We start from the raw sequence: 25,293 nt of genomic DNA on the forward strand, positions 1-25,293 counted from the left end.
ACATTGCACATAAAAAAAAGCACCTCTCCGAAGAGAAGTGCCTTTTAGTTTGGTTATCCGATGTAAGAATTATTTTAATTCTACCTCTGCACCAGCTTCTTCTAATTGCTTTTTCAAAGCCTCAGCTTCGTCTTTAGATACACCTTCTTTGATTGGAGCAGGCGCACCATCTACGATGTCTTTAGCTTCTTTAAGACCAGCACCAGTTAAGTCTTTAACTAATTTTACGATGGCTAATTTAGAAGCACCAGCTGATTTTAAGATCACATCAAATTCTGTTTTCTCTTCAGCAGCATCACCAGCACCACCAGCAGCAGCTACCACAGTAGCAGCAGCAGGCTCAATACCGTACTCATCTTTAAGAATTTGCGCTAATTCATTTACATCTTTTACTGTTAAGTTTACAAGCGTTTCCGCTAAGTTTTTTAAATCTGACATTTTAATGTTTTTTTTGTTGTTAAACGATTTATCTATTTGTTTTTGAGTGTCTTATTATTCGAAGGCTTACTCAACACCTTCTTCTTTCATTTTGTCTTGATTTTGAAGAGCAGAAAGGATATTTCTGATTGGCGACTGAAGTAATCCAATGATTTCTCCAAGCATCTCTTCTTTAGATTTAAGACTTGCAAGAGTGCCTAATTTATCATCCCCAATGTAGAATGTTTCATCTAAATAAGCGGATTTTAAAGCTGGGAACTCTGCGTTCTTTCTAAAATCTTTAATCAATTTTGCTGGAGCATTGGCTGTTTCTGAAATCATCAATGCAGAGTTTCCTTTAAATGTATCAAACATTTCGGAATAGTCTACACCTTCCATTTGCTCCATCGCTTTTCTAAGCAAAGTGTTCTTAACCACTTTAAGCTTAATGTTGTTCTTGAAGGCTCTTCTTCTAAAATCTGAAGTCGCAGAAGCATTCATTCCTTCAAGACTTGCTACATATATATTTTTAGCGTCTTGTAGCAATTCTTTTATTTCTTGTATTACTAATACTTTTTCTTCTTTAGTCATTGTCTTACAGATTTTAGTTTACAGATTTAGTATCAATAGCAATACCTGGGCTCATTGTAGAAGAGAGATAAATACTCTTCATATAAGTTCCTTTGGCAGCTGTTGGTTTTAACTTCACTAAAGTTTGGATAAGCTCTTGTGCATTTTCTTTAATCTTCTGAGCATCAAAAGATACTTTACCGATAGCAGCGTGAACAATACCGTACTTATCTACTTTAAAGTCAATTTTACCAGCTTTCACTTCAGAAACCGCTTTTCCGATTTCCATAGTTACCGTACCAGATTTAGGATTAGGCATTAAACCTCTTGGACCTAAAATTCTACCCAATGGACCTAATTTACCCATTACAGCAGGCATCGTTACGATAACATCTACATCTGTCCAACCGCTTTTGATTTTGTCTAAATACTCATCTAATCCTACAAAATCTGCGCCCGCTTCTTTAGCTTCCGCTTCTTTATCTGGAGTAACCAATGCTAATACTTTAACATCTTTCCCCGTACCGTGAGGTAATGAAACCACGCCTCTCACCATTTGGTTGGCTTTTCTTGGGTCTACACCTAATCTCACTGCGATGTCTACAGAAGCGTCAAATTTTGCAATATTGACTTCCTTTACTAAAGCCGAAGCTTCATCAAGGTTATAGAGTTTATTTTTTTCTATCTTAGTAGAAACTTCTTTTTGCTTTTTTGTTAATCTTGCCATTTCTTAAGTTTTAAGCGTTAGTAGGTTTAGTTCCTGTTACTTTTAATCCCATAGATCTGGCGGTACCCGCTACCATACTCATTGCAGAGTCTAATGTAAAGCAGTTAAGGTCTGCCATTTTATCTTCTGCAATTTTCTGTACTTGTTCCCAAGACACGCTACCTACTTTTTCTCTATTAGGCTGTCCAGAACCTTTTTTCACTTTAGAAGCTTCTAAAAGTTGTACAGCAGCAGGTGGGGTTTTGATCACAAAATCAAATGATTTATCTTCATAAACCGTAATTACAACAGGTAATACCTGCCCTGGCTTATCTTGAGTTCTTCCGTTGAATTGCTTACAAAACTCCATAATATTAACCCCTGCAGAACCTAATGCTGGCCCTACTGGTGGTGAAGGATTAGCTGCGCCACCTTTCACTTGGAGCTTCACCATTTTAAAGACTTTCTTTGCCATGTTTGTTTTTTAATAATTAAATAAATAAAAATGTGGAAGCATTTTTCTGATAATCTGAGACTTAGAAGAACCCTTCTCACCTGAATTCACTCTACCACAGATTACGAGGTGCAAAATTATAACTTTTTTTTGAATCTGCAAACAAATCATATGATATTCAGTGACATTTTTAAATTTCATTTTTAAAATCAAGCCGAAGAAAATTCACCCCAAATTTATCCCTCTCATTAAAACCGCCTTATTTCTTCTCTACCAATATTTTATTTAAGTTACCAATTATATTGTTTTAATCATTTATTTTTAATATTATTGCAAAAAAAAAAAAAAAAAACATCGTGAAATTTAAAACAATACTTACATTTCTGTTTTTATTGATAACACTCCCTTTTGGAGCGCAACCTTATCGATTAAGTGGCAAAATCATCAACCAAGACACCCAGCAACCTGCAGAATCGATTCAAGTTTTGGTCTTAAAACAAGACAGCCTCGTGGCGAGCCATCTTTCCTCTGCGAATGGTCATTTTAGCCTTCTATTACCCTCAGGAATTTATAACCTCCAACTAAAAGCCTTTGGCGAAATGCTCCTCACGCAACAAGTGAAAATGGTTCAACATTTAGATTTGGGCTCTCTAACCATTAAACCCTCCAAAGCGCTAAAAGCGGTCATCATCAATGCTAAGAAACCGCTAATAGAGCGCCAAGTAGACCGAATGGTGTTTCACATCAAAAATTCTATCTACAGCACCAATACAGATCTGGTGGAAGTGCTAAACCACACGCCGATGGTGACTGCCAATGCGCAAGGCATCAGCATCGTGGGGAAAGGCAGCGTAAAAGTGATGCTCAATGGGCGCCCCTTGCCACTCTCGGGCAGTGAGCTGGCATCTTATTTAAAAGGAATGCAGTCTAACGATGTGCTGAAAGTGGAAGTGATCACCTCGCCGCCCGCACAATACGATGCCGAGGGCAATGGCGGGCTGATTAACATCATTACCCAACAAAAAACCCAGAACCTTTGGAGCGGCAATTACGCCACCTCGGGGACACTGAGCGCTCAATTTTCTAACGCTAATCATTTGGGATTGAACTACCGAAAAAACGACTTCCAAGCCTTAGTGCGCCTGCGGCAATCAGATCAACACAACCAAGTTTATGAAAATCAGAATCTTCTGTTTACCAATCAAAATCAGCTGAATAGCCATACCGATAGAAATGACACCTCGCAAAATTGGGGTACCAATATGGACCTTTCCTATCAAACTTCTAAAAACAATCGCTTGGGGTTGGTGTATGATTTTAGCCATTATAAAAACCAATACGACAGCCAGAATACTACGTGCTATTTCTCTCCTACCGCCCTTGATTCTACGCTCTACACCAGTGCCCATTATCACAAGCCTACCACTGCCCACACACTGAGCTTTTACGATGATTATCAGCTGGATTCCTTAGGTTCTAAACTGAGTTTTGCAGGAAATTATTTTAACCACCGCTCTAATTCATCGCTGCTGTTTTCCACACCTCAACAGCCACATTTGTCGCCCACATGGAACACCAGTCGGTTGCATTATCAAGTGATTTCTGGGCAGGTAGATTGGCAGCAAATGTCCTCATTTCTCAATTATGAAACAGGCATTAAATGGACACAATTTGACAATGAATCCATCATTCAATATTATACCCAGAGCCAGAACCAATGGGTAATAGACCACAATAGAAACAATCAGTTTCAGCTCCGTGAGCGGTATTATGCGGCTTATTTATCATTGAAGAAAACGATAGCTGACCATTGGACTTTCAAATTGGGTGGCAGGTACGAATATACCACCACTGTAGCGCATCAACCTCATCAAAAGTCTGATTTTCAAAAGTCTTATGGAAATTTCTTTCCTAATGTTAATGTGATGTACCAACTGCCCCAACATTCGTGGTCGCTGAACTATAATAAGCGCATCCATCGCCCTTCTTTGGGGCAACTCAACCCGTTTAAATGGTATGCCAATCCGTATATGTACCATGTGGGCAATCCGCTGTTGCTACCCTCTATCACGCATAACTTGGAGCTCAACTATGTGTACAACAATGCCTTTATGGTGGGGATTTTCGGCACACAGCAAAACGATGCCTATGGCGCCATTGTTCAGGTAGACCACGGCATTAAATCTACCCACACCGAAAATGTGTACACCATACAAAATCTGGGCATTAACCTTTCTCTGGAACAGCGTTGGTTTTCTTTTTGGAACTTCTCTGCCAATGCCACCGCTTTTTACTCTCAATCTAAAACAAAACATCACGAAGTAAAGCCGTTAAAGGGCTATTCCTTAAGTTATTCTATTAACAATGCTTGGACAATCAATGCTGACCAACAATGGATATTTTTTGTGAATTTTTGGAGCGCTCTCCCTGGTAAAGAGTCTAATGTGGCAACGAAAAGCCTCTCAAATTTGAGCTTTGGCACCCGTTTTAATGTATTGGATAAAAAACTGAACTTCAATATTCGAATCAATGATGTTCTAAAAGGTACCGCCAGCGAGGGCTTTCTATACTATGATGATTTTCATCAATTTTATAGCAATTATTACGATAATCGGAGCGTGGTGGTGACGGTAACTTATCATTTTGGCGAGAACAAAACCCAAGCTAAAAACATCAATTTTAATGATCAATACAGAGCCAACTAATTCTATATTTTCGCTTGTGGAACAAAATAAAGCGTAAAAAAGCCGCGGCACTCTTTGAGTGCCGCGGCTCATTCTATTACACTATAAAGTTAAAATCTTATTTCACGATTAACTTCACATTGTGCTTCACACCTTGGTTATCTACGAGATTGAGGATGTAAACGCCTTTAGGATGTTGTGTCAAGTTCAATTCAAATTTATTACCTTTGAAGGTATTGCTTAGAATCTGCTTACCTGACATATCGTAAACGCCTGCTTTAAGTGTGCTCACGCTCGCATCTGCCTCCACTACAAATTTACCTGTAGATGGATTTGGATACACTTTTAAGCCTGCATTAGCATTAACATCTGTAGTGGCAAGAGTGGTAATATCTACAACAATGGTCTTCATTTCTGATTCTACACCATCGGAGTAAACTGCTGATACGCCATAAGTGTAGGTACCATTGGCATTGATGTTTTCATCATAGATGCGTTTTGTAATATCATCTATATTCTCCATCACTACACCATCTTTTACCACTTTGTAACCTGTAAGGTGTGGTAAATTAAGCGCTCCAAAGGTTTTCTTAGGATTAGCCACGCTTCTTGATGATGCTTTTTCAAGCCCCTCATTAGAAACTAATCGCTCTGCTTTCTTGAACTCCGTTTTAAAGTCTACGCCTTGACTTTGCTCAGTGGTCAGAACTTCATCTTTCTTAGCTCCTGTTCTACCCGCTGCAGAGTTATCGTAACCTACTTCTATATCATCAATCGCTAAGTACAAGCCGTCATCTGCAGCTGTTGTCTTATGATTGAATGCGATATAGAAATCATTCTGAGCCACCTCTTTGATGTTAATTGTATTTTCAGCAAATGTTTTTTGAGCGCCTGTCGCTTCAAAAGAATACACTTTATGACCTGCTTTTATTTCATCTACTGTAGGAACATCTCCTGAAGCTGGTGCTTCTACCACATAAACATCGTAACGCTCTGCATATGGGAACTTATAGAAATACTTAAGTACTTCCGCACCACCTCTAATCTTAGAACTGATGAGGAAATCATCTACATCAAAACCTCCATAGAACCAAGAATAAGATATAGCACCATATTTACCAGAGTTTTTAGTTACCTCAGAGATGAACCAATTTATACCATCATTATTAGCATCTACTGCCGTAATATCCGCAGGCATGTTGCCATTAGCTTCAAACCTTTCCTGATATAAAGGATTCATCACTGGTCTATCCCACTTCAGCGTTAAGGCTTGGTCACTGGTATTAAAATTAGAAGTAAGCCCATCTACAGGGTTATGAACCTCTGCCACCGTGATTAAATCTGTTTTTGTAACTTCATCACTGTTAAGTAGTGAAGTCACCTCTAAAGCTACAGAATATTGACCTGTTTTGTTGAATTTAACATTTGGATTTTTAGATGTATTATCTGTACCTCCTACGAACTCTACACCATCAGAAGGCGTAATTGTCCATTTGAATGATTCTGGCGCAGGATCTCCTGTAGAAGTATTGGTAAACACCACAGCTTCACCTACATAAATATTTTCTGAACTTACATTAAAGTTGGCTGCAGCTGCTGTATTAGCAATCGTAATATAATCCGTTTTTGTTACGCTACCTTCACCTTTTGCATTAACCGCTTTTAAGGTTACGCTATAAGTTCCTTCTTGATTAAATACCACTTTCGGCTCTTCAGAAGTAGCAGTAGTAGAGTCTTGATAAGTCACCGTATTAGGCTCAAATGACCACTGCCAAGAGTTAATTGGTAAAGTGGAAGCTGTTAATGTAGTATTCCTAAAACTAACTGTTTCAAATGAATTAGCCTTTACTTTACTTGCTGTGAAGTCAGCTTCTGGCTTAGCTTCTGCATATTGGAACGCTACATCATCTATCGCTACAGCGTAAGAAGTTGCATCGGCTTCTGTTTTATGGTTAAACCCTACATAAGCCACTTGGTCATTAGGCACTGAAAATTCATAAGAGTGTTTAATATAAGCTCCATCAGAAACCGCTTCTACTTTTGCAGCAATTTCCGTAGTCATAGCTGCACTGTTAGGCTCACTACCTAAAGCTACGCTAATGGACTCCTCTAAGTTTTGGAATTTTCTAATAAAGAACACAACTCTATAAAGCACCCCTCCTTTCAATTTAATTGGATTAGAAAACAACCAATCGTTAATATCTCTTTCATTACCAGGGAAATTTACTGCAAAACTTTTTCCTTCGTGCGCAAAACTTAGATCATCATATTTTCTCCAAGTTCTACCATCACGATCTTTATCTTCTGACAACCAACCATTTTTAGCAAAATCATCTTCAAAACCAAAGCTATGAGATGCTTGGTCTGGTGTAAGATCCGCTACTATACCAAATAAATCTAAACTGGATTGATTATTTAAGTCAACCTGATCTTCTGGATAAACAATTTCTCCTGATACACTAAAGTTAATAAAAGATTGTGATAAATCAAAGGTTTTAGACACCTCTACTACAGCACCTGCATCAATCGTAGGAATATTAATCTCACCTTCAGAAACTAATACTCCTGTATCTTTATTGGTGAATTTATAAGCCAATTTAGCTCCTGCAATAGAGTCTGTTCCTTTATTCTGAATGATAAACTTCACTGGCGTAGCCGAAGTGTAATCAACTGGAGCCACATCAGATTTAATAGAGTTTAATGCTAAGTCTTTCTGTACCCCATTATTGATACCTATTACTACTAGCGAGAAGTCCTGAACATTAGATGGCGCTAAACCTATAGCTAAATCTCCATTAGCATTGGTCTGAATAACATTATCCCTTAAATCACCCTTATGGCTTACTACAATAGTGTAAGTAGCCCCCGCTTCTGGATTGTTAATCACCACTTGCTCCACATTATCTACCGTATTATCCCCCTTAGTAGCTGCTGCTCCTGGGTTGGTTGGGTCTAATACCCACGGCATTTCTTCTACACCATTTTTCAGCACCCGTAAATCTAAGTCATTCACAAGCATTTTAGTTCTATCATTAACAACTGAATCATCAGACAAAGTAGATGGCACGGGGTCTGTCCAAGCAATAGTCACCTTCAACGGCTCTACTCCTGATGCTACCACATCCAACCTACTCTCTTGGCTATTCCTTAGCGTTTTCTCTTGGATCAATGTATATTTTCCGTTAAAAGCAATCGCTTTAACAGCATCATAAGTATTGAGTAATCCCCAACCTGATGCATAATCTGGTCCGTCTGATACACCTACTTCATTGGCGGTTCCAATAGCTAAGGCTTTAAGTGTGGCTGCACGCATCACATCACCATTATTGCTTTTTGAATATTGTTCCTGGATTAAAAGCAAAGAACCTGTAACATTAGGAGAAGCCATAGAGGTTCCACTCATTCCACTATAAGCCGCATCATCAGAAGACACAGTAGAAGTTAATCCGACACCTATTCCTGACAAATCCGGCTTAATACGCCCATCATTTACTGGACCAAAGCCACTAAAACTCGCCATTTTAACATCTGATGGTTGGGTGTAGCCACCTGGAATTTTTGCAGCCGCACCTACAGTTAAAATATTTTTACCCACAGAACCTGTGCCGATACAGTCAAAACCATCAGCACCTCCGTTTTTTTGACGTACCACCGTAGATTCATGCCATACCCCTTTTTCATCTCTTACATAATGAAGACCTCCTGGTTCTGGCCCATCCCCTCTTGGATTACCCGCAGCCTTTACAGGAAGGTAATAAGGTGCATTTTTAGCTATTAAATCCCAATCTCTATCTGCATCTGAATAGAAGCCATAACCCACATATTCTGTTTCATCTTCTGCTCCGAACCAGTGCCATCCCTGATTCCCTGACCAATCTCCCCACTCAAAAGCACCTAAATAACCATAAGAGTGATTAGATAAAATAGCTCCTTGGGCAGCAGCAGCCGTCATTTCTTGCTCATCTGAGTTCCAATCATAAGCATCTAAAGTAGCTTTTGGGGCCATACCTTTAGCTGCAGGATTAACTCCCCCAGCTATCATAGTACCTGCCACATGGGTAGCGTGCGCACTAAAACCTGTTGGGGTATCTTTTTGGCTTACTCTACCGCCAAACTCTTGGTGTGTGGTTCTCACTGCTCCTCCATCCCACTCGTGGACTTTCATTCCTTCTCCTTCAAGGTTGAAAACTGTACCTGCACCTACTTTGTTGGTTCCTGTTCCTTCTGCAGCGCCTGTATTATTGGTCACATAATAAAGCGGCTGACCTTTTTTATCAAAGCCTTGAAGTTGATAAAGTTTTCCTTTAGAGGTCTCACCTGAGAAAGGAATGTTAAGTTTTTTAGCTTGGGATTGCAGTTGCTTCACGGTAAGCGTAGATTTTCCAAACGCTTTTTGTAAGGTGTTCAACTGTCCCAAATCAGACGCTTGTCTGATTTTTTTCACCTGCTCGACATTCTGAGCATAGACAAAACTCGGCGCTAATAAAAACCCTACCGCTACCGGTAACAGGTTTTTATGATTACCTAGTTTTTCTAAAATAGATTTTTTCATAACGACAAAATGTTTAAAATTGTATGGCAATATTAACAAATTTTAACTATACCAACAAATATTTTTATGTTAAAATTTCAGCACATCAACAAATAAAACGCAACTTATCATCATAAAACACAACCAAAAACACATTAGTATAATATAAACAATAATTTTAAATTAAATTACGGATATCACAATACAAAACCAAGAGCATATTTGAGCCTAATCATCGTTTTTTATCTGAAAACACCTTTATTTTAATGACAAATATCATATTTATACCATTCTATAATATCCTCAAAAAACCATATGTATTTTTACGAATATTCCGTTAAGCTAAAAGAAAACAAGCCTCTATTAACTTCCTATTTATCAAGCCAATAAATAACCAACACCTTCTAAAAATTCTGCTTTACCCACTCAAAAAATAAGTATTATTTATAGTAATTCTAAATAACAAACCTATTAAATCTTATAGACCTTAGATTATTCTCTAAAAATTCGTTATTTTTGTCCTCTGTAAATCAAGAAAATATAAACTATAATGTCAACATCTAAAATCTACTACACGCTAACAGATGAGGCGCCAATGCTCGCTACACACTCATTTTTGCCCATCATAAAAGCTTTTACCAAAACTGCCAATATTGAAATTGCAGTGCCTGATATTTCTCTCGCAGGAAGAATTTTAGCCAATATGTCGGATTTCCTCCCTGAAAACCAAAGGGTCGCAGATGCCCTCGCTCAGTTAGGAGAATTGGCCACCAAGCCAGAGGCAAACATCATCAAGTTGCCTAACATTTCCGCTTCTATTCCTCAATTAAACGAAGCGATTGCCGAGCTCCAAAAGCAAGGTTTCCCAATTCCTGACTACCCTGCTGAGCCTAAAACAGAGCAAGAAAAAGAGATCAAAGCCCGCTATACCAAAGTTTTGGGTAGCGCCGTCAACCCTGTGCTTAGAGAAGGGAACTCGGACAGACGCGCTCCCAAAGCCGTTAAAAATTACGCCAAAGCCAACCCACACAGAATGGGCGACTGGTCTGCACAAAGCCAAACCGATGTAGCCCATATGAACAGTGGCGATTTCTACGGCACCGAAACTTCTACCACTGTGGAAAAAGATGGACAGTTCAAAATCGTGTTCTTTGGTAATGATGGTTCTGAAAAGGTACTGAAAGACTTAGCACCGCTGCAAACTGGCGAAATCATCGACTCTTCTGTGATGAACCTCAACAGCTTAAAATCTTTCGTAAAAGAAGCCATCCAAGAGGCTAAAAACAGAAATATCCTCCTCTCGGCTCACCTAAAAGCCACTATGATGAAGGTGTCTGACCCTATTATTTTCGGAGCCATCGTGGAGACTTTCTTTAGCGATGTTTTTACGAAATATGCAGAGGTTTTCAAAGCCTTAGACATCAACCCTAACAACGGTTTAGCCAGCCTTTTTGATAAAATTAAAGGCACACCGCAAGAAGCAGAAATCAAAGCCGATATAGACCGTGCTTTAGAAGAAAACGCCAGAGTTGCTATGGTTAATTCTGATAAAGGCATCACCAATTTCCATGTGCCGAGTGACATCATCGTTGATGCTTCTATGGCTGCCTTGGTAAGAGGTGGTGGCAAAATGTGGAACAAAGAGGGCAAAGAAGAAGACACCCTCGCCATCATCCCTGACCGCTCCTATGCTGGCTTCTACCAAGCGGTGATTGACGATATGAAAGCCCACGGCAAATTAGACCCTACCACTATGGGCAGCGTGCCTAATGTTGGGCTTATGGCGAAAAAAGCGGAGGAATACGGCTCACACGACAAAACCTTCCAAGCGGAGGGCGATGGCGTGATCAAAGTTCTTGATGAAAATAACCAAACGCTATTAAAGCAAAAAGTGGAAAAAGGCGATATTTTCAGAATGTGCCAAACCAAAGATGCCCCAATCCAAGACTGGGTGAAGTTGGCAGTTAACCGCTCCAGACTTTCGGATACGCCAGCTATTTTCTGGTTAGACCAAGGCAGAGCCCACGATAGAGAGGTCATTAAAAAGGTAAAAACTTACCTCCAAAACCACGATACCACAGGCTTAGACATCCAAATTATGGATGTGAAAGATGCCATGGCAGCTACCCTAAAAAGAGCTAGAGAAGGCAAAGACACCATTTCTGTGTCTGGCAATGTACTCAGAGACTACCTTACCGATTTATTCCCTATTTTAGAATTAGGCACTTCAGCGAAGATGCTCTCCATTGTCCCACTGATGAACGGCGGCGGCTTGTTTGAAACTGGCGCTGGCGGCTCTGCACCGAAGCACATTGAGCAATTTATAGAAGAAGGCTATCTGCGTTGGGATTCTTTAGGCGAGTTTTTGGCGCTACAAGCCAGCTTAGAGCACTTGGCACAAACACAAAACAACCCTAAAGCACAGATTCTATCCGATGCTTTAGATGAAGCCAATGCGAAATTCCTTGCCACAGACAAATCTCCAGCGAGAAAGTTGGGCAGCATAGACAACCGTGGTTCTCACTTCTACCTTGCGATGTATTGGGCTGAAGCCTTAGCCAACCAAACCAAAGATGAAGCCTTAGCGGCACACTTCAAACCTATTGCCGAAGCGATGCACGCCCAAGAAACCCAAATCAACGAGGAGCTGATTGGCGCACAGGGTAAACCTCAGGATATCGGTGGCTATTACCACCCTAACGAGGCGAAAACCTACCACGCAATGCGACCTTCCGCCACTTTAAACCAGATTATCGACCAGATATAATGGCATTAAAATAAAATTTTAATGGAATAAAAAAATCGGTTTCAATCATCTTGAAACCGATTTTTATTTTTCTCTTAATGCAAAACAGCGCTCATCATCATAAAAACAAAAAGCAAAATGAGACGGCGCTGTTTTCTAATTTTTAATCAAAATGCTGTGGCATGTCATCATTTTTATTGCGGTACCAGATCCACAAGCCTACACTGATGCCGATAGCACCGCCCAAGCCGTTGTATAGCGCACTTTCTAAGCGATTCGGTTCATCATTACCAATGAAATTCATCAGGAAAACAATCACGAAAGTCAGCACTACGATGGCGTAAAATTTAGGATTTTTAAAGTTCATATTTATTGTATTTTATAGGATATCATAATGCCGCCACGGTAGAGCAACCACTCGCCGCTGCGGTTCCAATTTTTGGGATGATGCTCATAGCGCTTCATAAAATAGGGCGGCTCCTCCGAGGGCTCGTAGCCGTGATAAAAACCTTGAGAGTTACCTCCTCCTAAGAAGACATCCAAATTCCAGCGGTCTTTCCATTGGTACTGAAAGCCCACCGTAGCGCCCAACATATAATTATAACCCCGCTGAAATTTATTGGTATGCAGATAATTCCATTTGGTTAAATCAAACAGCCCAAAACCCGCATTAAGCCCCACATACCAGCCTTTTAGCGCTGTTTTAAAATAATACCTGCCCTCCAAATGCCCCATATAAATTTGATAATGCTTGTCATTAACAGACTTCCACGGCGAGGCAAAAGCATCACCTTGCAGGCTCCACTTCGGCGATAGTTGATATTCCAAGCCAAAATTAAACACCAACACGGGCAAAGTCAGCGCGTTACCTTTAATATAAAGGGCGTGGGGCTGTTCCGCTGATAGCGTATCTCGAGTTTGCGCATTCATCATCATCAAACCAAGCAAAAACAGGAGCTGAGCGTTCTTTTTCATCATGCAAATATAACCAATGTTTTTAATTATCTAATGTTTTTAATTGTTTGTTACAGCTGCGATATTGAAATGGGAAAACCCAAAAACGCCCTTCAGTGAATTCACTTCAATATACCGCCATACAATGGTCATTATATCATATTTTTTTTTAGCAACAACTTATTATATGATAAAAGAGACCTTTGTGAAATTAAAAAAGCCGTCTCAAAAATACATTGAAACGGCTTTCTCTCTACAATTCCTTTCGGAGCCTTGCCACAGGAATATCCAGCTGGTCGCGGTATTTGGCTATGGTACGGCGGGCTATGTTGTAGCCTTTTTCCTTTAAAATTTTCACTAAGGCATCATCTGTATAAGGTTTGCGCTTGTTTTCGTTATCCACCACTTCTTGGAGGTAAGTTTTAATTTCTTTGGTAGAAACTTCCTCGCCATCTTCATTGGTTAAGCTATCCGAAAACAAATCTTTGAGTAGCACAATGCCATTAGGTGTATCCGCATATTTGCTCTTCACCACCCTTGAAATCGTAGAAATATCAAAGCCTGTGATGTCTGCCACATCCTTTAAAATCATCGGTTTGAGGGATTTGTCATCTCCCGTTAAAAAATAATCTTTCTGCAACTTGACGATGGCAGAGATGGTCTGCATCAAAGTATTTTGTCGCTGCGTTACCGCATCAATATACCACTTGGCGGCATCTAATTTCTGCTTGATGAACAGCGCTGCTTGCTTATGCTCCTTAGATTCTTTATCATGGGAGTAGGTGTCCAGAATATCGCGGTATTCATTAGACACGCGCAGTTGCGGTGCATTTTTACTATTCAACAACGGAATCACCTGATTATCTTTCACTTGAATGGTGAAATCTGGGATAATCTCCTGATTGATGGTGATGGTCTGCGTATCAAAATTACCTCCCAAACGCGGCGAAAGATGGCTGATTTCATCTAAAGCTTCTTTCAGCTCTTCCTCAGAACAGCTCAGGCGCTGCATTATTTTTTTGTAATGCTTATTGGTAAGGGCTTCAAACTGCGTTTCTAAAATCTCCTCTGCCAGTTCGGTATATTCATCTGGGTTGGTTTCTAACTTAAAACGAATCTGCAACAATAGACACTCCTGCAAATCTCTGGCGCCCACCCCTGGCGGATCCAACTTCTGAACCCTGTTGAGGAGAATATCCAGTACATGGGCTTCCGTGGTATAGATGCCTTGTGAAAACGCCAAATCATCCACCAGCGCCCTAACCTCTCGACGGAGATAGCCATCGTTATCCAGATTGCCGATGATATATTCTGCAATAGCAAGGTCTTCCCCCGCAATGCGTCTGAGGTGGATTTGTTCCATCAAATAATCGTAGATGGTTTGCCCTTCTGTAAGGAGGCTCTGCTGGTCGTACTCCTCGTCATCTGGCGAGTAGTTGCTGGCTGCAGTTTTATAGGAAGGCTCATCATCAAAGAGGTATTCCTCTACATCAAAATCGGTTTCTATGCTTTCAGAATCTTCATCATTGAGTTCTGCTATTTCGGCATATTCATCCTCTATGGTTTCGGCTTCCTCGGCTTTTTCTAAGGCAGGATTTTCCTCTAACTCACGCTCCAATTCTTTTTCAAAATCAAGGGTGTGCAGCTGGATGAGTTTCATCAACTGGATCTGCTGCGGCGCGAGTTTTTGCCCTAATTTAAGTTGTAAATTCTGTTTTAGCATAATTAAAATTCAGCATTTTTAGGGGTTCTTGGGAAAGGGATGACATCTCTAATGTTGGACATTCCCGTTACGAAAAGTACCAAGCGCTCTAACCCTAACCCAAAGCCCGAATGTGGCACAGAACCGAATTTGCGAGTGTCCATATACCACCATAATTCGTGCTCATCTACATTCATTTCTTGCATTTTTTGTCTGAGGACTTCTATACGCTCTTCCCGCTGAGAACCGCCAATAATCTCGCCAATGCCTGGGAATAAAACATCCATAGCCGCCACCGTTTTTTGGTCTTCGTTTAGGCGCATATAGAATGCTTTGATGTCTTTAGGATAGTCAAAAAGTACCACAGGGCACTCAAAATGTTTTTCCACCAAATAGCGCTCGTGCTCAGACTGTAGATCTGCGCCCCAACCCTCTATCGGGAATTGAAATTTGCCTTTTTTGTTCTCCTTAGAGTTGAGTAAAATCTCCACTGCCTCGGTGTAGCTCACGCGCTTGAAGCGTTTTTTCACGATGTTTTCCAGCTTTTCTATCAAGCCTTCTTTGGCTCTGTCTTTCTCTGGTTTTTGCTTTTGTTCCTCGGCAAAACGCTGGTCTAAAAAGGCTAAATCATCTTGGCAGTGGTCCAGCACATATTGGATCACATATTTTAAAAACTGCTCTGCCAAATCGATGTTGTCTTCTAAATCGTTAAATGCGACTTCGGGTTCCACCATCCAAAACTCGGCGAGGTGCCTTGTGGTATTGGAATTTTCGGCTCTAAAAGTAGGTCCAAAAGTGTAGATGCGCCCTAAGCCCATCGCGGCAGTTTCGCCTTCCAGCTGTCCAGAAACGGTCAAGTTGGTTTTCTTACCAAAGAAATCTTGGCTGAAATCTACTGCGCCACTTTCATCTTTCGGCAGGGCGTTAAGGTCAAAGCTGCTCACGCCGAACATCTCGCCAGCGCCCTCTGCATCGGCACCTGTGATTATAGGCGTGTTGATGTAGAAAAACTGATGCTGGTTAAAAAATTGGTGTATCGCGAAGCTTACGGCACTCCGCACACGGAACACCGCCCCGAACAAATTGGTTCTAAACCTTAGGTGGGCTTGTTCTCTAAGTTTTTCCAAAGAGTGTTTTTTAGGCTGCAAAATGGTGGATTGCAATTCCTCAAAAAAATGGTCGCCTAAAATCTCTATTTTCTTAGCGATAATCTCCACCGATTGCCCTGCGCCTTGGCTTTCTACCACCTCGCCAGTCACTTTTAACGATGCTGCAGTGTTGATATTTTTAATCAGTTCTTCATCAAATTTTTCAAAATCTACCACCACTTGGAGGTTCTTAATGGTGGAGCCATCGTTCAGCGCAATAAAGCGGTTAGAGCGAAAGGCGCGCACCCAACCTTGCACGGTAATATCATGATGGAGTAGGCTTTTGTAGCCGCTAAGTATGTCTTTTATCGTTTGTTTTTCCATTGTCTATGTTCTATATATCTTGCAAAAATATGAAAAACGGCTTAATTTTTGCTATCTGCCGCCATTTTTTATATAGAGCGAAGGCAAGCGGGCTCTATATCACCTTTATTTTATAGGTTTTTAAATGTATTTTTTTGCTTTTTGGATGTGCGGAAGAGCGTTCAAAACTTTTATTCTCAAGTTTTTTTTGGGCGTTAACTTATTGATTAAAAAAAATGTAATAAAGGATAGCAAGGTTAAAAAAGCTCGGCGGCTCCTGCGGAGCCGCCAAGCAAAAGCCAACGATAATATAAAGTCAACGACAAATCTTTATTTTTCTTGTAAAAAAACAACAGCCACCATACTCAGTATCTCAATTTAGTAATGCTTATTCAGCAAAAAGATTGAGGTTGTCAGAGGCTTGGCAACCTCAATCATTTCTCGTTATTGTGGCATATATCAAAAATGAAAATGCCGTTTATTTCTTGATGAGCTTTTGGGTTACCGTGCCTTTTTTAGTATTGATTTTCACCAAATAAAGCCCTTTAGGTAAGTCCGCTACAGAATAGGAAGTGCTCGCTTTTTGCTGAGAAAGCCGCTTGCCATCAACGGTGTAGATTTCTACAGACAGCACCTCATCGGCGTTTGAAAGTCTAAATTCTGAAGTGGCAGGATTCGGGTATAAATGTACCTCTGGCGCAGCCGCTGCCTCTTTTACCGCCAACTCTTCTGGCGTGCCTATTTGGAGGTTGTCTATATATAAGACATTATAATCCTCTGTTTCGTTATAATTGGTAGAATAGAGCAACGCCAAGTGATAGGTGCCATCTTCTTGAAAGGTGCCAATAGGCTCATTGATGGTCACCGCGGTGTCTATATCTTTAATCTTGGTAGTCCAGAGGTAGCTAAAGCGGTTGCCACGCACATCATAAGTCACGAGAGAAACGGTAGGCTCTGCTAAATTATTCAGGTGTAGCATATCAAATTTTATGTTCACCTGCTTTCCTTTTGGGATGAATACCGAGGGCAGATAGAATTGTTTTATCGTAACATCATCAGGGTCCGAAGTGGCTAACATAGAGCGCTGTCCGCCGTTTTCAAAAAACTTATTCTCCACCACAGAAAACTCTTCTACATAGATGTTGCCTTTCAATAAATCGCCTTCAAAATCTTGACTATAAGGCAGTTGATAGGCGGTAGCCACTGGATAAGGTCCTATCCACATTGCGTTTTCCTTATTATCCTTAATGTAGGCGTGCCAGAGCGTTCCTGCCGGCAGTTGGTCTATTACGGTGTAATCATTTTTCACTTTGATGCCTTGATCTGCGGGTTGGGGCACATGGTTGTACTCTCCAAGGTAGAGCTCTACATCTTTACTGCCATACCATTTCATCTCAATGGCGCTCGGGCTCTGGGCGCTATAATCCAAGAGATTAGGATTTTCAATGCCGCTGCCGCCTACATAGATGTTGTCAATCCCCAAGAGGAAGCCTTGCAGTGAATGATTTACGAAAGCCACCCTTACCTCCTTCCCGATGTAGTCTTGTAAATCTACACTTTTAAAAGTCGGGCGGTCGCTGGCTTGGTCTGTGGTATAGATTTCTTTGGTAAAATCTGCCTTTGTGGTACCGCCATTTTCTGCGATAAGGATTTTAAACGCATCTGGGCTATAGGGATCCACGCCGTACTCTTCCCAATAGAGGGTATGGTTGTCTTGTGTAATCTTGATTTTTGGGGAAACCATCCAGCGGTCTGCCTGCTGCTTTTCATCTTCATAATAAGAGGTAGAGATGGCGTATTTTTTAAACAGGTTGAGGTTGTAGAGCCTCATATCTTTTTCTACCCACGGCTCTTGGTAGTCTTTTACAGCTTCTGCAGGCACGCCGCCATCACTGTAGAGGACCCACTGGGATAGCCCCACGCCTAAACCATCAAAATTTTCTTGAAAACTCTGTGCATGGGCGCTACCTAACGAAAGCCCCAATGCCACAATCCATAGTTTTTTCATATACTTCTTTTTTTATTTTATTTATAGCATAGCAAATATAGTATTTTTGAAACAACCGACTTTTCATCATAAAAAAGAATAAAAATCCCCGTTGTGCATTTAGCACAAATTCACTTTAATTTTGTTCAAATCTCTCTTGAATACGAAAAAATTGAGATACTGAATCATGGTAAAAGAAGTGATTTTTGACAGTATTCTTGTAATGAATCCCTGAAAAGTTTTGGCTAAGTTGATGCCCATTAAAAACTGTCCGCACAGCTGGGAAAAATTCGTCTCAATACGTTTTCTAATTCTTGATTTGACTTTTGGAAACGCTACAAAATCATGCTGGTTTTTCCGCATCGGAACGGATAAATTGATGTTAGAACAGTTAAATAAATCCAGTTGAATTTCCTTGCTGATATAGCCTCTATCCCCGATTAACTCACAGTTTTTAAAGTCTTCTTTGATGTCTTTCAGGTAGTTGACATCATGGACATTAGCAGGTGTAAAATCAAAGGAATGAAAGATGCCATTTTTGTCGCAAACCGCATGAAGTTTGTACCCAAAATACTTTGATTTTTTGGCAGCACAATACCCAAATGAGGGGTGTATTTCATCGGTGGAGCAGATGGCGGAACGATGGGCTCTACTCACTTTACAAATTTCAATAGGGGTTGAATCTACGATAAAAACATCGGTAAAATCTGAGAATTTTTCACTTAGGGTCTTCCTTATTTTTTCGATGTATGAAAAAAGTTTTCGTTTTCTTTTGTTGTAAACGCTTCTTTCTATTTTGCTGTCTAATTCTGTTCCAGCGATGCATCTAAATAGCTGAAGCTCAGAGTTTATTGACATATATTCTGCGGTAATATTCAGTGCCACTAATTCCATATCAGACAATTTCGGTTTTCGGATTTTCTTTTTAGTAGGAATATTTTTGCAAGTTTCTTTCAGTTCTTTCAAAATAATTTTGTAGTTTTGTATAAGATTGTTCATGTATTTAATCAATTGATAACTAATTAAATATACGACTTTTTAGTCGAATGAACAATCTTTTTTTAATTTTTTTCCTAAATGCACAAGGGGCTAAAAATAAATAAGTCTTCAATAAAAAACAATAATATACCGCTAAACACGCTATACAAAAGGTATTTAACCTATTTTAATTGAAAGAAAATAATGCCAATAAGTATAAATTTATCTTAATTAACATAAAAAAAACAATGATATAGATGGTTGTTTTATTAAAAAAATGTAACTTTGCACTTTGAAATTTAATACACAACCATAAACAAATGAAGAAACAATTATTATTAGTTGGTCTCCTTTCGTTTGCATTTGCCGCAGCACAAGAAGGAAATGTGGGGATAAACACACCAACACCAAAAGCGACTTTAGATGTAGTAGGAGCGCCTACTGATACTTCTAAATTTGATGGAATTATAGCACCAAGAATTACCGGTGAGCAGCTAAGAGCCAAAACCTATGCTGCTGCCCAGAACGGTGCAGTAGTTTATGTAACCGCAGCAGATACCGCCCCTGCAGGACAAACTGTAGATGTGAAGGCCACTGGTTACTATTACTTTGATTCTGTGCAAGACAAATGGATCGCTATGTCTTCTACTAGTAAAGCTCCCGTAGATTGGCATATTTGGGGTAACAATGGAACTGATCAAAAGAAAAACTTTGTAGGAACTTTAGATGACAACGCCCTAGCTTTTAGAGTGAATGATGTGCCTTCTGGTATTATCACTCAGTACGATAGTGCGAATTCTCGCACTTACCCTTCTGGTGGTAATGTGGCGTTGGGTTACAATGCCCTCCCGATCGCTAAAGATGTAGACCCTAAGCAACTATATAACGGCGTTAGCATCAGACAAAATGTGGCGATAGGTGAGGAGTCTATGAGAGATGTAAATCCTACAGCTCCTACAACTCTATTGATCCAAAACACTGCCGTGGGTAACCGTACCCTAATGAAACTACAAGATGGCGGTACCAATGTGGCGATAGGAACTAAGGCACTAGGTCAGGTAACTAAAGCTAATGGTAACATTGCCATAGGGACAGCTGTACTAGAGAAAGCGACTAACCCTGTGTTTAACATTGCATTAGGTTACCGTGTAGCGGAGAATATGACCAGCGGTCAACACAACATCTTCCTTAAGAACTATACTCTAAATGATGGAACTACAGCTGCTGATACATTCAAATCTGGGGACAGCAACATCTTTTTAGGTAGAAACTCTGGAGAAGGCTTACTCAACGGTAGTAATAACATCGCTATAGGGGCTGCCTCCCGACTAAAAGACAACACTAATGGACAGCTTAACATTGGTAATGTTATTTTTGGTACAGGTATGGGCAACGCTACATCAACACAAATTAAGCGTGTAGGTATTGCTACAGACAGCACCACTCCAGCAACAGAAACCCTACAAGTAAAAGGTACAGCGAGAATTACAGACCTCCCAACCAACGGCGCTGCTAATGCCATTAGCACGAAGCCAGATGGCTCCCTTTCTACTGCTAAAGACCAAACCTTTACGGCTACTAAAACCTTGGTTGTTGATAATAATGGCGTATTAGGGGTAGTTAATAGTTTACCAAGTAAAAGTAGCGGTCTAACCTTAGATAAATCTTACACTATTGACACAAGCTCAAACACTGCAAAAATAGATTTGTCTAATATTAATGATCCTAAGGACCTATATGTTATTAATGATATAACCACACAAGGAACCTATAGTACTAATATTACCCTACCTCCTAACCAGTCAAATGATAACACAGCAAGAGTTATTAAGTTTTATATCGTTCGCGGGAATGGTTTTGGTAGTAGCTCTGGTGCGGTCTATTTTAGCAATGTTTCTAATAAGGATATACGTTCTACTAAAGGATATTCTATAACTAATGGAAAAGTTATGTTTGGTAATAATAGTGCATCAAGATGGGAAACAATTATAACATTTGTTGAGTTCAATAATCAATGGTATTTGGATTTTAATAATCACCAATAATTTAATCAAAAAGGGATACTGTATTGTATCCCTTTTTGGATATTAAAAAAGTTCAAGATAATTTAAGAGGTTTATTTCTTATCTGCTTACATAGACAAAGATACCAGTTTTTGTTTTTATTGTTGTATCTAAATTCATATTCCTTTAGGTGGAAAATAAAACTTATGCTTATAAATATCTCTGAATAGATATAATCGTACTTTACCCCCAAAAGATTTTAATATGGGGAATGAGTGGGTAGAATTGGCAAGAGTTTCTTTCCAGACCAGTTATGCCGCTACAGGACAATATATAGTAGCTGGTGCAGAACAAGGGACTTCTTTTGAGTATAGAGTTAACACTTTGAACCAAGCCATTCCTAATAGTATTTCTGGTACTAAATATTTCTCACTTTGCTTTAAGCAATTGATCAAGTAATATAAACTAAGTTTTCCATTAGTTGTAACCCGCGCAGGCTTTGCCTGCGCGGGTTTTTTATACGGTTACACTAAAAGCTCCACTATACCCCCCCGCCAAACTGTTTATTTTCTTCAAAAAAATTAACTATACTCGGTTTAGCATCCTGATTACCAAGGGCAAAAAGGCTATTTAGTCTATATCTCCATTTTTTTCACTTATAAAAAGGATTATGAAAAAAAATAATGGTATTGATAAAAACAACTCTCACCATTTAATCTTTTAATCTACACACGATCTCTAACCTAAAAAAGCGATACCAAGGCTTTTTATCCCAAAATAAAAAAGGTTATACAAAAAGGCAAAATATTTATAATTTGTACACCCATCATATCACATTCTATCCTTTTATATCCTTCCCAAAAAACAACTTAATAAATATTAAAAATAAAATTTCTATATAAAACCACTCACATCAATCAAACATATTTGATAGCACCAACCAAAAAAAAGAGAAACGAAAGTTTCTCTTTTTTGGTATGCCTTAGCAACTTTTTATATAGCCTGCTAATATCGGCACTATTCTCATTCATGGGTTTATACCATTAAATTTATTACTAGTTTTCACTTAAAAACTACCGCCGCACCACACTGGAGAGCACATCTGGGAAGTAGAGATCAGAGAGGTGTTCAAACTCATCACCTCGCATAAACATAGAGGCGTCTACTTCATCATAAGATTCTTTGCCCGCCGCCGCAATCAGCTCATTACAAGTGTGTAGCGTATTTTTATGGAAATGGTACACACGCTCGCTTTTATCGGTCACATCCAAACCTTTGATTAGCATTTTGTTCTGTGTGGCAACGCCCGTAGGACACGCATTAGTATTACAACGCAGTGCCTGAATACAACCCAACGAGAACATAAAGCCTCGGGCATTGTTGCACATATCTGCGCCCATCGCCAAAGCTCTTAGAATATCCAACGCTGTGAGCACCTTACCGCTGGCGATCAACTTCATCTCCTTACGGATGCCATAATTTTCTAAAGTATTGTTCACAAAAATAAGGGCTGGCTCCAGCGGCATCCCTACCCCATCTGAAAACTCTGGTGGTGCCGCTCCTGTGCCGCCTTCGGCGCCATCTATGGTAATAAAATCTGGGTAGATGTCCAGTTGTTTCATCTTTTCGCAGATTTCCTCAAACTCCTTGGTTTCGCCAATGCAGAGCTTAAAGCCTACAGGCTTGCCGTTGCTCAGGTCTCGGAGTTGTTTAATAAATCTTAACAAGCCCTCCGCATCAGAAAACGCAGAGTGCCCTTGTGGAGAGAGCACGGTAATGCCTGGTTTTACATGCCGTATCGCGGCAATCTCTGGTGTGTTTTTAGCCGCTGGCAACACGCCACCGTGCCCAGGTTTTGCCCCTTGGGAAAGCTTTAGCTCTACCATTTTCACATTCGGAAGGTTGGCGTATTTTTCGTAAAGCGCTGGATTAAAATGCCCGTGCTCATCTCTACAGCCAAAATAGCCTGTTCCTATCTGCCAGCATAAATCGCCGCCCTCTAAATGGTAAGGCGAGATGCCTCCTTCACCTGTGTTATGGAAGAACTTGCCCTTTTTAGCCCCTCGGTTTAGGGCAATCTGTGCGCGGTCGCTCAACGCCCCAAAGCTCATCGCTGAAATATTAAGCAACGAGGCGCTATAAGGCTGTTTGCAATCTTTACCGCCCACCAAAACGCGCGGTAGCTCTTCTTTAGGCGCCTTGGCGTAGATGGAGTGCTTAACACCCTCGTATTTTCTATTGTTGATTTCTAACTGTGTCCCGAAAGCCACCGTATCACTAATATTCTTGCTCCTGCGGTACACTGCCGAGCGTTGGTTTCTTGGGAAAGGCTTGCCATCAGTCTCTCTTTCAATAAAATATTGCTGCATCTCTGGAGAAATACTTTCAAAAAAGTACCTAAAATAGCCCAGCACAGGGAAATTTCTAAGAATAGCGTGCTTGGTTTGGTAGGTGTTATAAATCCCCACGGCATAAATAATGGTGAGCAATGTCCCCAGCCAATAATAAGCCTTCAGCCATAAAGCCACCGCCCACACTACGATGAGCAACAACAGCCCCCAGTAAATAAATTGTTTTCTCATTGGATTGTCAATCTTTTGTGTTAAGATACAAAGGTAGCAATAATTTAGCGGATAGAACAAATCTTTTTCGTACCTTTGCTTAATTATCAACGCTTAAAACCAAATAAAATGATAGAAGTTTTTGAAGACGAACAAGGGCAAAGCCCAGAGCAATTTTATGCCTCGTTAAAGGAAAAATTGAATGAAGTACACCAATTCCCTACGGAATATTTATTCAAATTCATCATCCCGAATGATGCGGCTAAACTTACCGAAATTTATAAAGTATTTGATGAAACTCAAAATACCGTTTCTACCCGTGAGAGCAAAAACGGAAAGTACATCTCTGCCAGCATTCAGGCTTTTGTATTAGACTCTGAACAAGTGATCAACCTCTACAAAGCGGTAGAAAAAATAGATGGCGTGATGATGCTCTAAACCGCTCTACCACACCTTTTTAAAGAAAAAAGAGAAGATATTTAATGTATCTTCTCTTTTTGTTTTTCAGGGGGTTATAATGCCTTAAATTGTTCCAGCATTCGGATATCGTTTTCAAAAAACATACGGATATCGCTCATTTGATAAAGGAGCATCACAATGCGCTCTATGCCCATTCCAAAGGCGTAGCCGTTGTATTTATCAGGGTTAATATCTACATTCTTGAGCACCGCAGGGTCTACCATACCGCAGCCCATAATCTCTAACCAACCCGTTCCTTTGGTAATACGGTAATCGGTTTCTGAGTTGAGTCCCCAATAAACATCCACCTCTGCGCTGGGCTCTGTAAATGGGAAATACGACGGACGCATCCGTATTTTAGACTTTCCAAATAATTCCTTAGTGAAATACTGAATGGTCTGTTTTAAATCCGCAAAACTCACGCCTGCATCTATATACAAACCCTCTATCTGATGGAAAATACAATGTGACCGCGAGGAGATGGCTTCATTTCTGAAAACGCGCCCTGGGGACAAAATTCGCATCGGAGGTTCATTGTTTTCCATATACCGAATCTGCACAGATGAAGTGTGCGTTCTGAGTAAAACATCAGGGTTTTGCTCGATAAAGAAAGTATCCTGCATATCTCGGGCAGGGTGGTATTCTGGAAGGTTAAGGGCGGTAAAGTTATGCCAATCGTCCTCAATCTCTGGACCATCTGCCACCGCAAAACCAATGGATTTAAAGATGTCTATAATCTTATTCTTCACCAAATTGATGGGATGGCGCGTGCCAAGTTCCAGTGGATAACCTGGGCGGGTAAGGTCTTCTCTGCTGACCGCCACAATGGCTGCATTCTCGGTTTTTAGGCTGTCTAATTTTTCGGCAACCGCTTGTTTTAAGCTGTTGATTTTCTGTCCGTAGACTTTCTTTTGGTCGTTAGGGACTTGTTTAAAAGCCTCAAAAATGGCGTTTAAAATCCCCTTTTTACCGTTAAATTTTATTCTAAATTGCTCTATTTCTTCAGGGTTGGCAGACTCAAACGCTGCGACTTCTGCTAAATAAGACTCAATGTTTTCTAACATTTTAAAACTATATTTGGTGCAAAAAT

General features: G+C 40.2%; 18 protein-coding genes. 5 read left to right on the top strand and 13 right to left on the bottom strand.

The window, feature by feature from the left end; all coding sequences use genetic code 11:
* Positions 1–69: 69 nt before the first annotated feature.
* The 4 genes from rplL to rplK form a co-directional block, all read right to left on the bottom strand.
* The gene (gene rplL, locus NYR17_RS07930) at positions 70–438 is read right to left on the bottom strand and encodes a 50S ribosomal protein L7/L12 (RefSeq protein WP_302505183.1); all 369 of its coding nucleotides are present in this window, start codon (positions 436–438) and stop codon (positions 70–72) included.
* A gap of 66 nt (positions 439–504) precedes the next feature.
* On the bottom strand, positions 505–1,008 hold the full coding sequence (rplJ, locus tag NYR17_RS07935; RefSeq protein WP_302505184.1) for a 50S ribosomal protein L10: 504 nt from the start codon (positions 1,006–1,008) through the stop codon (positions 505–507).
* 13 nt (positions 1,009–1,021) lie between these two features.
* Positions 1,022–1,714 (bottom strand): 50S ribosomal protein L1, encoded by a 693-nt coding sequence (gene rplA, locus NYR17_RS07940; protein ID WP_302505185.1) that lies wholly within the window; start codon positions 1,712–1,714, stop codon positions 1,022–1,024.
* Between the two features lie 10 nt (positions 1,715–1,724).
* Positions 1,725–2,168, bottom strand: a complete 444-nt coding sequence (gene rplK, locus NYR17_RS07945; protein WP_302505186.1) for a 50S ribosomal protein L11 — start codon at positions 2,166–2,168, stop codon at positions 1,725–1,727.
* Positions 2,169–2,503: 335 nt separating this feature from the next.
* On the opposite strand from rplK, the gene NYR17_RS07950 reads away from it, so the two are divergent.
* Entirely contained in the window at positions 2,504–4,852 is a 2,349-nt protein-coding gene (locus NYR17_RS07950; protein ID WP_302505187.1) for a TonB-dependent receptor domain-containing protein, read from the top strand.
* Positions 4,853–4,949: 97 nt separating this feature from the next.
* Here the strand turns inward: NYR17_RS07950 and NYR17_RS07955 are convergent, their stop codons facing one another.
* Positions 4,950–9,383, bottom strand: a complete 4,434-nt coding sequence (locus NYR17_RS07955) for a S8 family serine peptidase (RefSeq protein WP_302505188.1) — start codon at positions 9,381–9,383, stop codon at positions 4,950–4,952.
* Positions 9,384–9,912: 529 nt separating this feature from the next.
* Here NYR17_RS07955 and NYR17_RS07960 point away from each other — a divergent pair.
* The gene (locus NYR17_RS07960; RefSeq protein ID WP_302505189.1) at positions 9,913–12,129 is read left to right on the top strand and encodes an NADP-dependent isocitrate dehydrogenase; all 2,217 of its coding nucleotides are present in this window, start codon (positions 9,913–9,915) and stop codon (positions 12,127–12,129) included.
* 142 nt (positions 12,130–12,271) lie between these two features.
* On the opposite strand, the gene NYR17_RS07965 is transcribed toward NYR17_RS07960, so the two are convergent.
* The 6 genes from NYR17_RS07965 to NYR17_RS07990 all read right to left on the bottom strand — a co-directional run bounded on the left by NYR17_RS07965 (position 12,272) and on the right by NYR17_RS07990 (position 19,201).
* Complete coding sequence (locus NYR17_RS07965; RefSeq protein WP_302505190.1) at positions 12,272–12,475, bottom strand: hypothetical protein; 204 nt, start codon at positions 12,473–12,475, stop codon at positions 12,272–12,274.
* Between the two features lie 2 nt (positions 12,476–12,477).
* A complete protein-coding gene (locus NYR17_RS07970; protein WP_302505191.1) occupies positions 12,478–13,086 on the bottom strand; it encodes a DUF3575 domain-containing protein in 609 nt (202 codons plus the stop codon).
* Between the two features lie 229 nt (positions 13,087–13,315).
* Positions 13,316–14,785, bottom strand: a complete 1,470-nt coding sequence (rpoN, locus tag NYR17_RS07975; protein ID WP_302505192.1) for an RNA polymerase factor sigma-54 — start codon at positions 14,783–14,785, stop codon at positions 13,316–13,318.
* A 2-nt stretch (positions 14,786–14,787) separates the two neighbouring features.
* On the bottom strand, positions 14,788–16,236 hold the full coding sequence (gene asnS, locus NYR17_RS07980) for an asparagine--tRNA ligase (RefSeq protein ID WP_302505193.1): 1,449 nt from the start codon (positions 16,234–16,236) through the stop codon (positions 14,788–14,790).
* 457 nt (positions 16,237–16,693) lie between these two features.
* Positions 16,694–18,223, bottom strand: a complete 1,530-nt coding sequence (locus tag NYR17_RS07985; protein ID WP_302505194.1) for a T9SS-dependent choice-of-anchor J family protein — start codon at positions 18,221–18,223, stop codon at positions 16,694–16,696.
* Between the two features lie 99 nt (positions 18,224–18,322).
* Entirely contained in the window at positions 18,323–19,201 is an 879-nt protein-coding gene (locus tag NYR17_RS07990; RefSeq protein WP_164881936.1) for an IS982 family transposase, read from the bottom strand.
* A gap of 299 nt (positions 19,202–19,500) precedes the next feature.
* On the opposite strand from NYR17_RS07990, the gene NYR17_RS07995 reads away from it, so the two are divergent.
* Both NYR17_RS07995 and NYR17_RS08000 read left to right on the top strand, forming a co-directional pair.
* Positions 19,501–21,225, top strand: a complete 1,725-nt coding sequence (locus tag NYR17_RS07995; protein ID WP_302505195.1) for a hypothetical protein — start codon at positions 19,501–19,503, stop codon at positions 21,223–21,225.
* A 222-nt stretch (positions 21,226–21,447) separates the two neighbouring features.
* Positions 21,448–21,642, top strand: coding sequence for a hypothetical protein (locus NYR17_RS08000; protein ID WP_302505196.1), 195 nt, complete (start codon positions 21,448–21,450; stop codon positions 21,640–21,642).
* Positions 21,643–22,256: 614 nt separating this feature from the next.
* On the opposite strand, the gene NYR17_RS08005 is transcribed toward NYR17_RS08000, so the two are convergent.
* Positions 22,257–23,765, bottom strand: coding sequence for an FMN-binding glutamate synthase family protein (locus NYR17_RS08005; protein WP_302505197.1), 1,509 nt, complete (start codon positions 23,763–23,765; stop codon positions 22,257–22,259).
* 108 nt (positions 23,766–23,873) lie between these two features.
* Between NYR17_RS08005 and NYR17_RS08010 the strand changes: the two genes are divergently transcribed.
* A complete protein-coding gene (locus NYR17_RS08010) occupies positions 23,874–24,182 on the top strand; it encodes a DUF493 domain-containing protein (RefSeq protein WP_302505198.1) in 309 nt (102 codons plus the stop codon).
* Positions 24,183–24,256: 74 nt separating this feature from the next.
* On the opposite strand, the gene pheS is transcribed toward NYR17_RS08010, so the two are convergent.
* Positions 24,257–25,267 carry a phenylalanine--tRNA ligase subunit alpha gene (gene pheS / locus NYR17_RS08015; RefSeq protein WP_302505199.1) on the bottom strand — a complete coding sequence of 337 codons (1,011 nt, stop codon included), beginning with the start codon at positions 25,265–25,267 and terminating at the stop codon, positions 24,257–24,259.
* Between the last annotated feature and the right edge of the window lie 26 nt (positions 25,268–25,293).

Origin of the sequence: Riemerella columbina (assembly GCF_030517065.1) — a bacterium.
Lineage (GTDB): Bacteria > Bacteroidota > Bacteroidia > Flavobacteriales > Weeksellaceae > Riemerella > Riemerella columbina_A.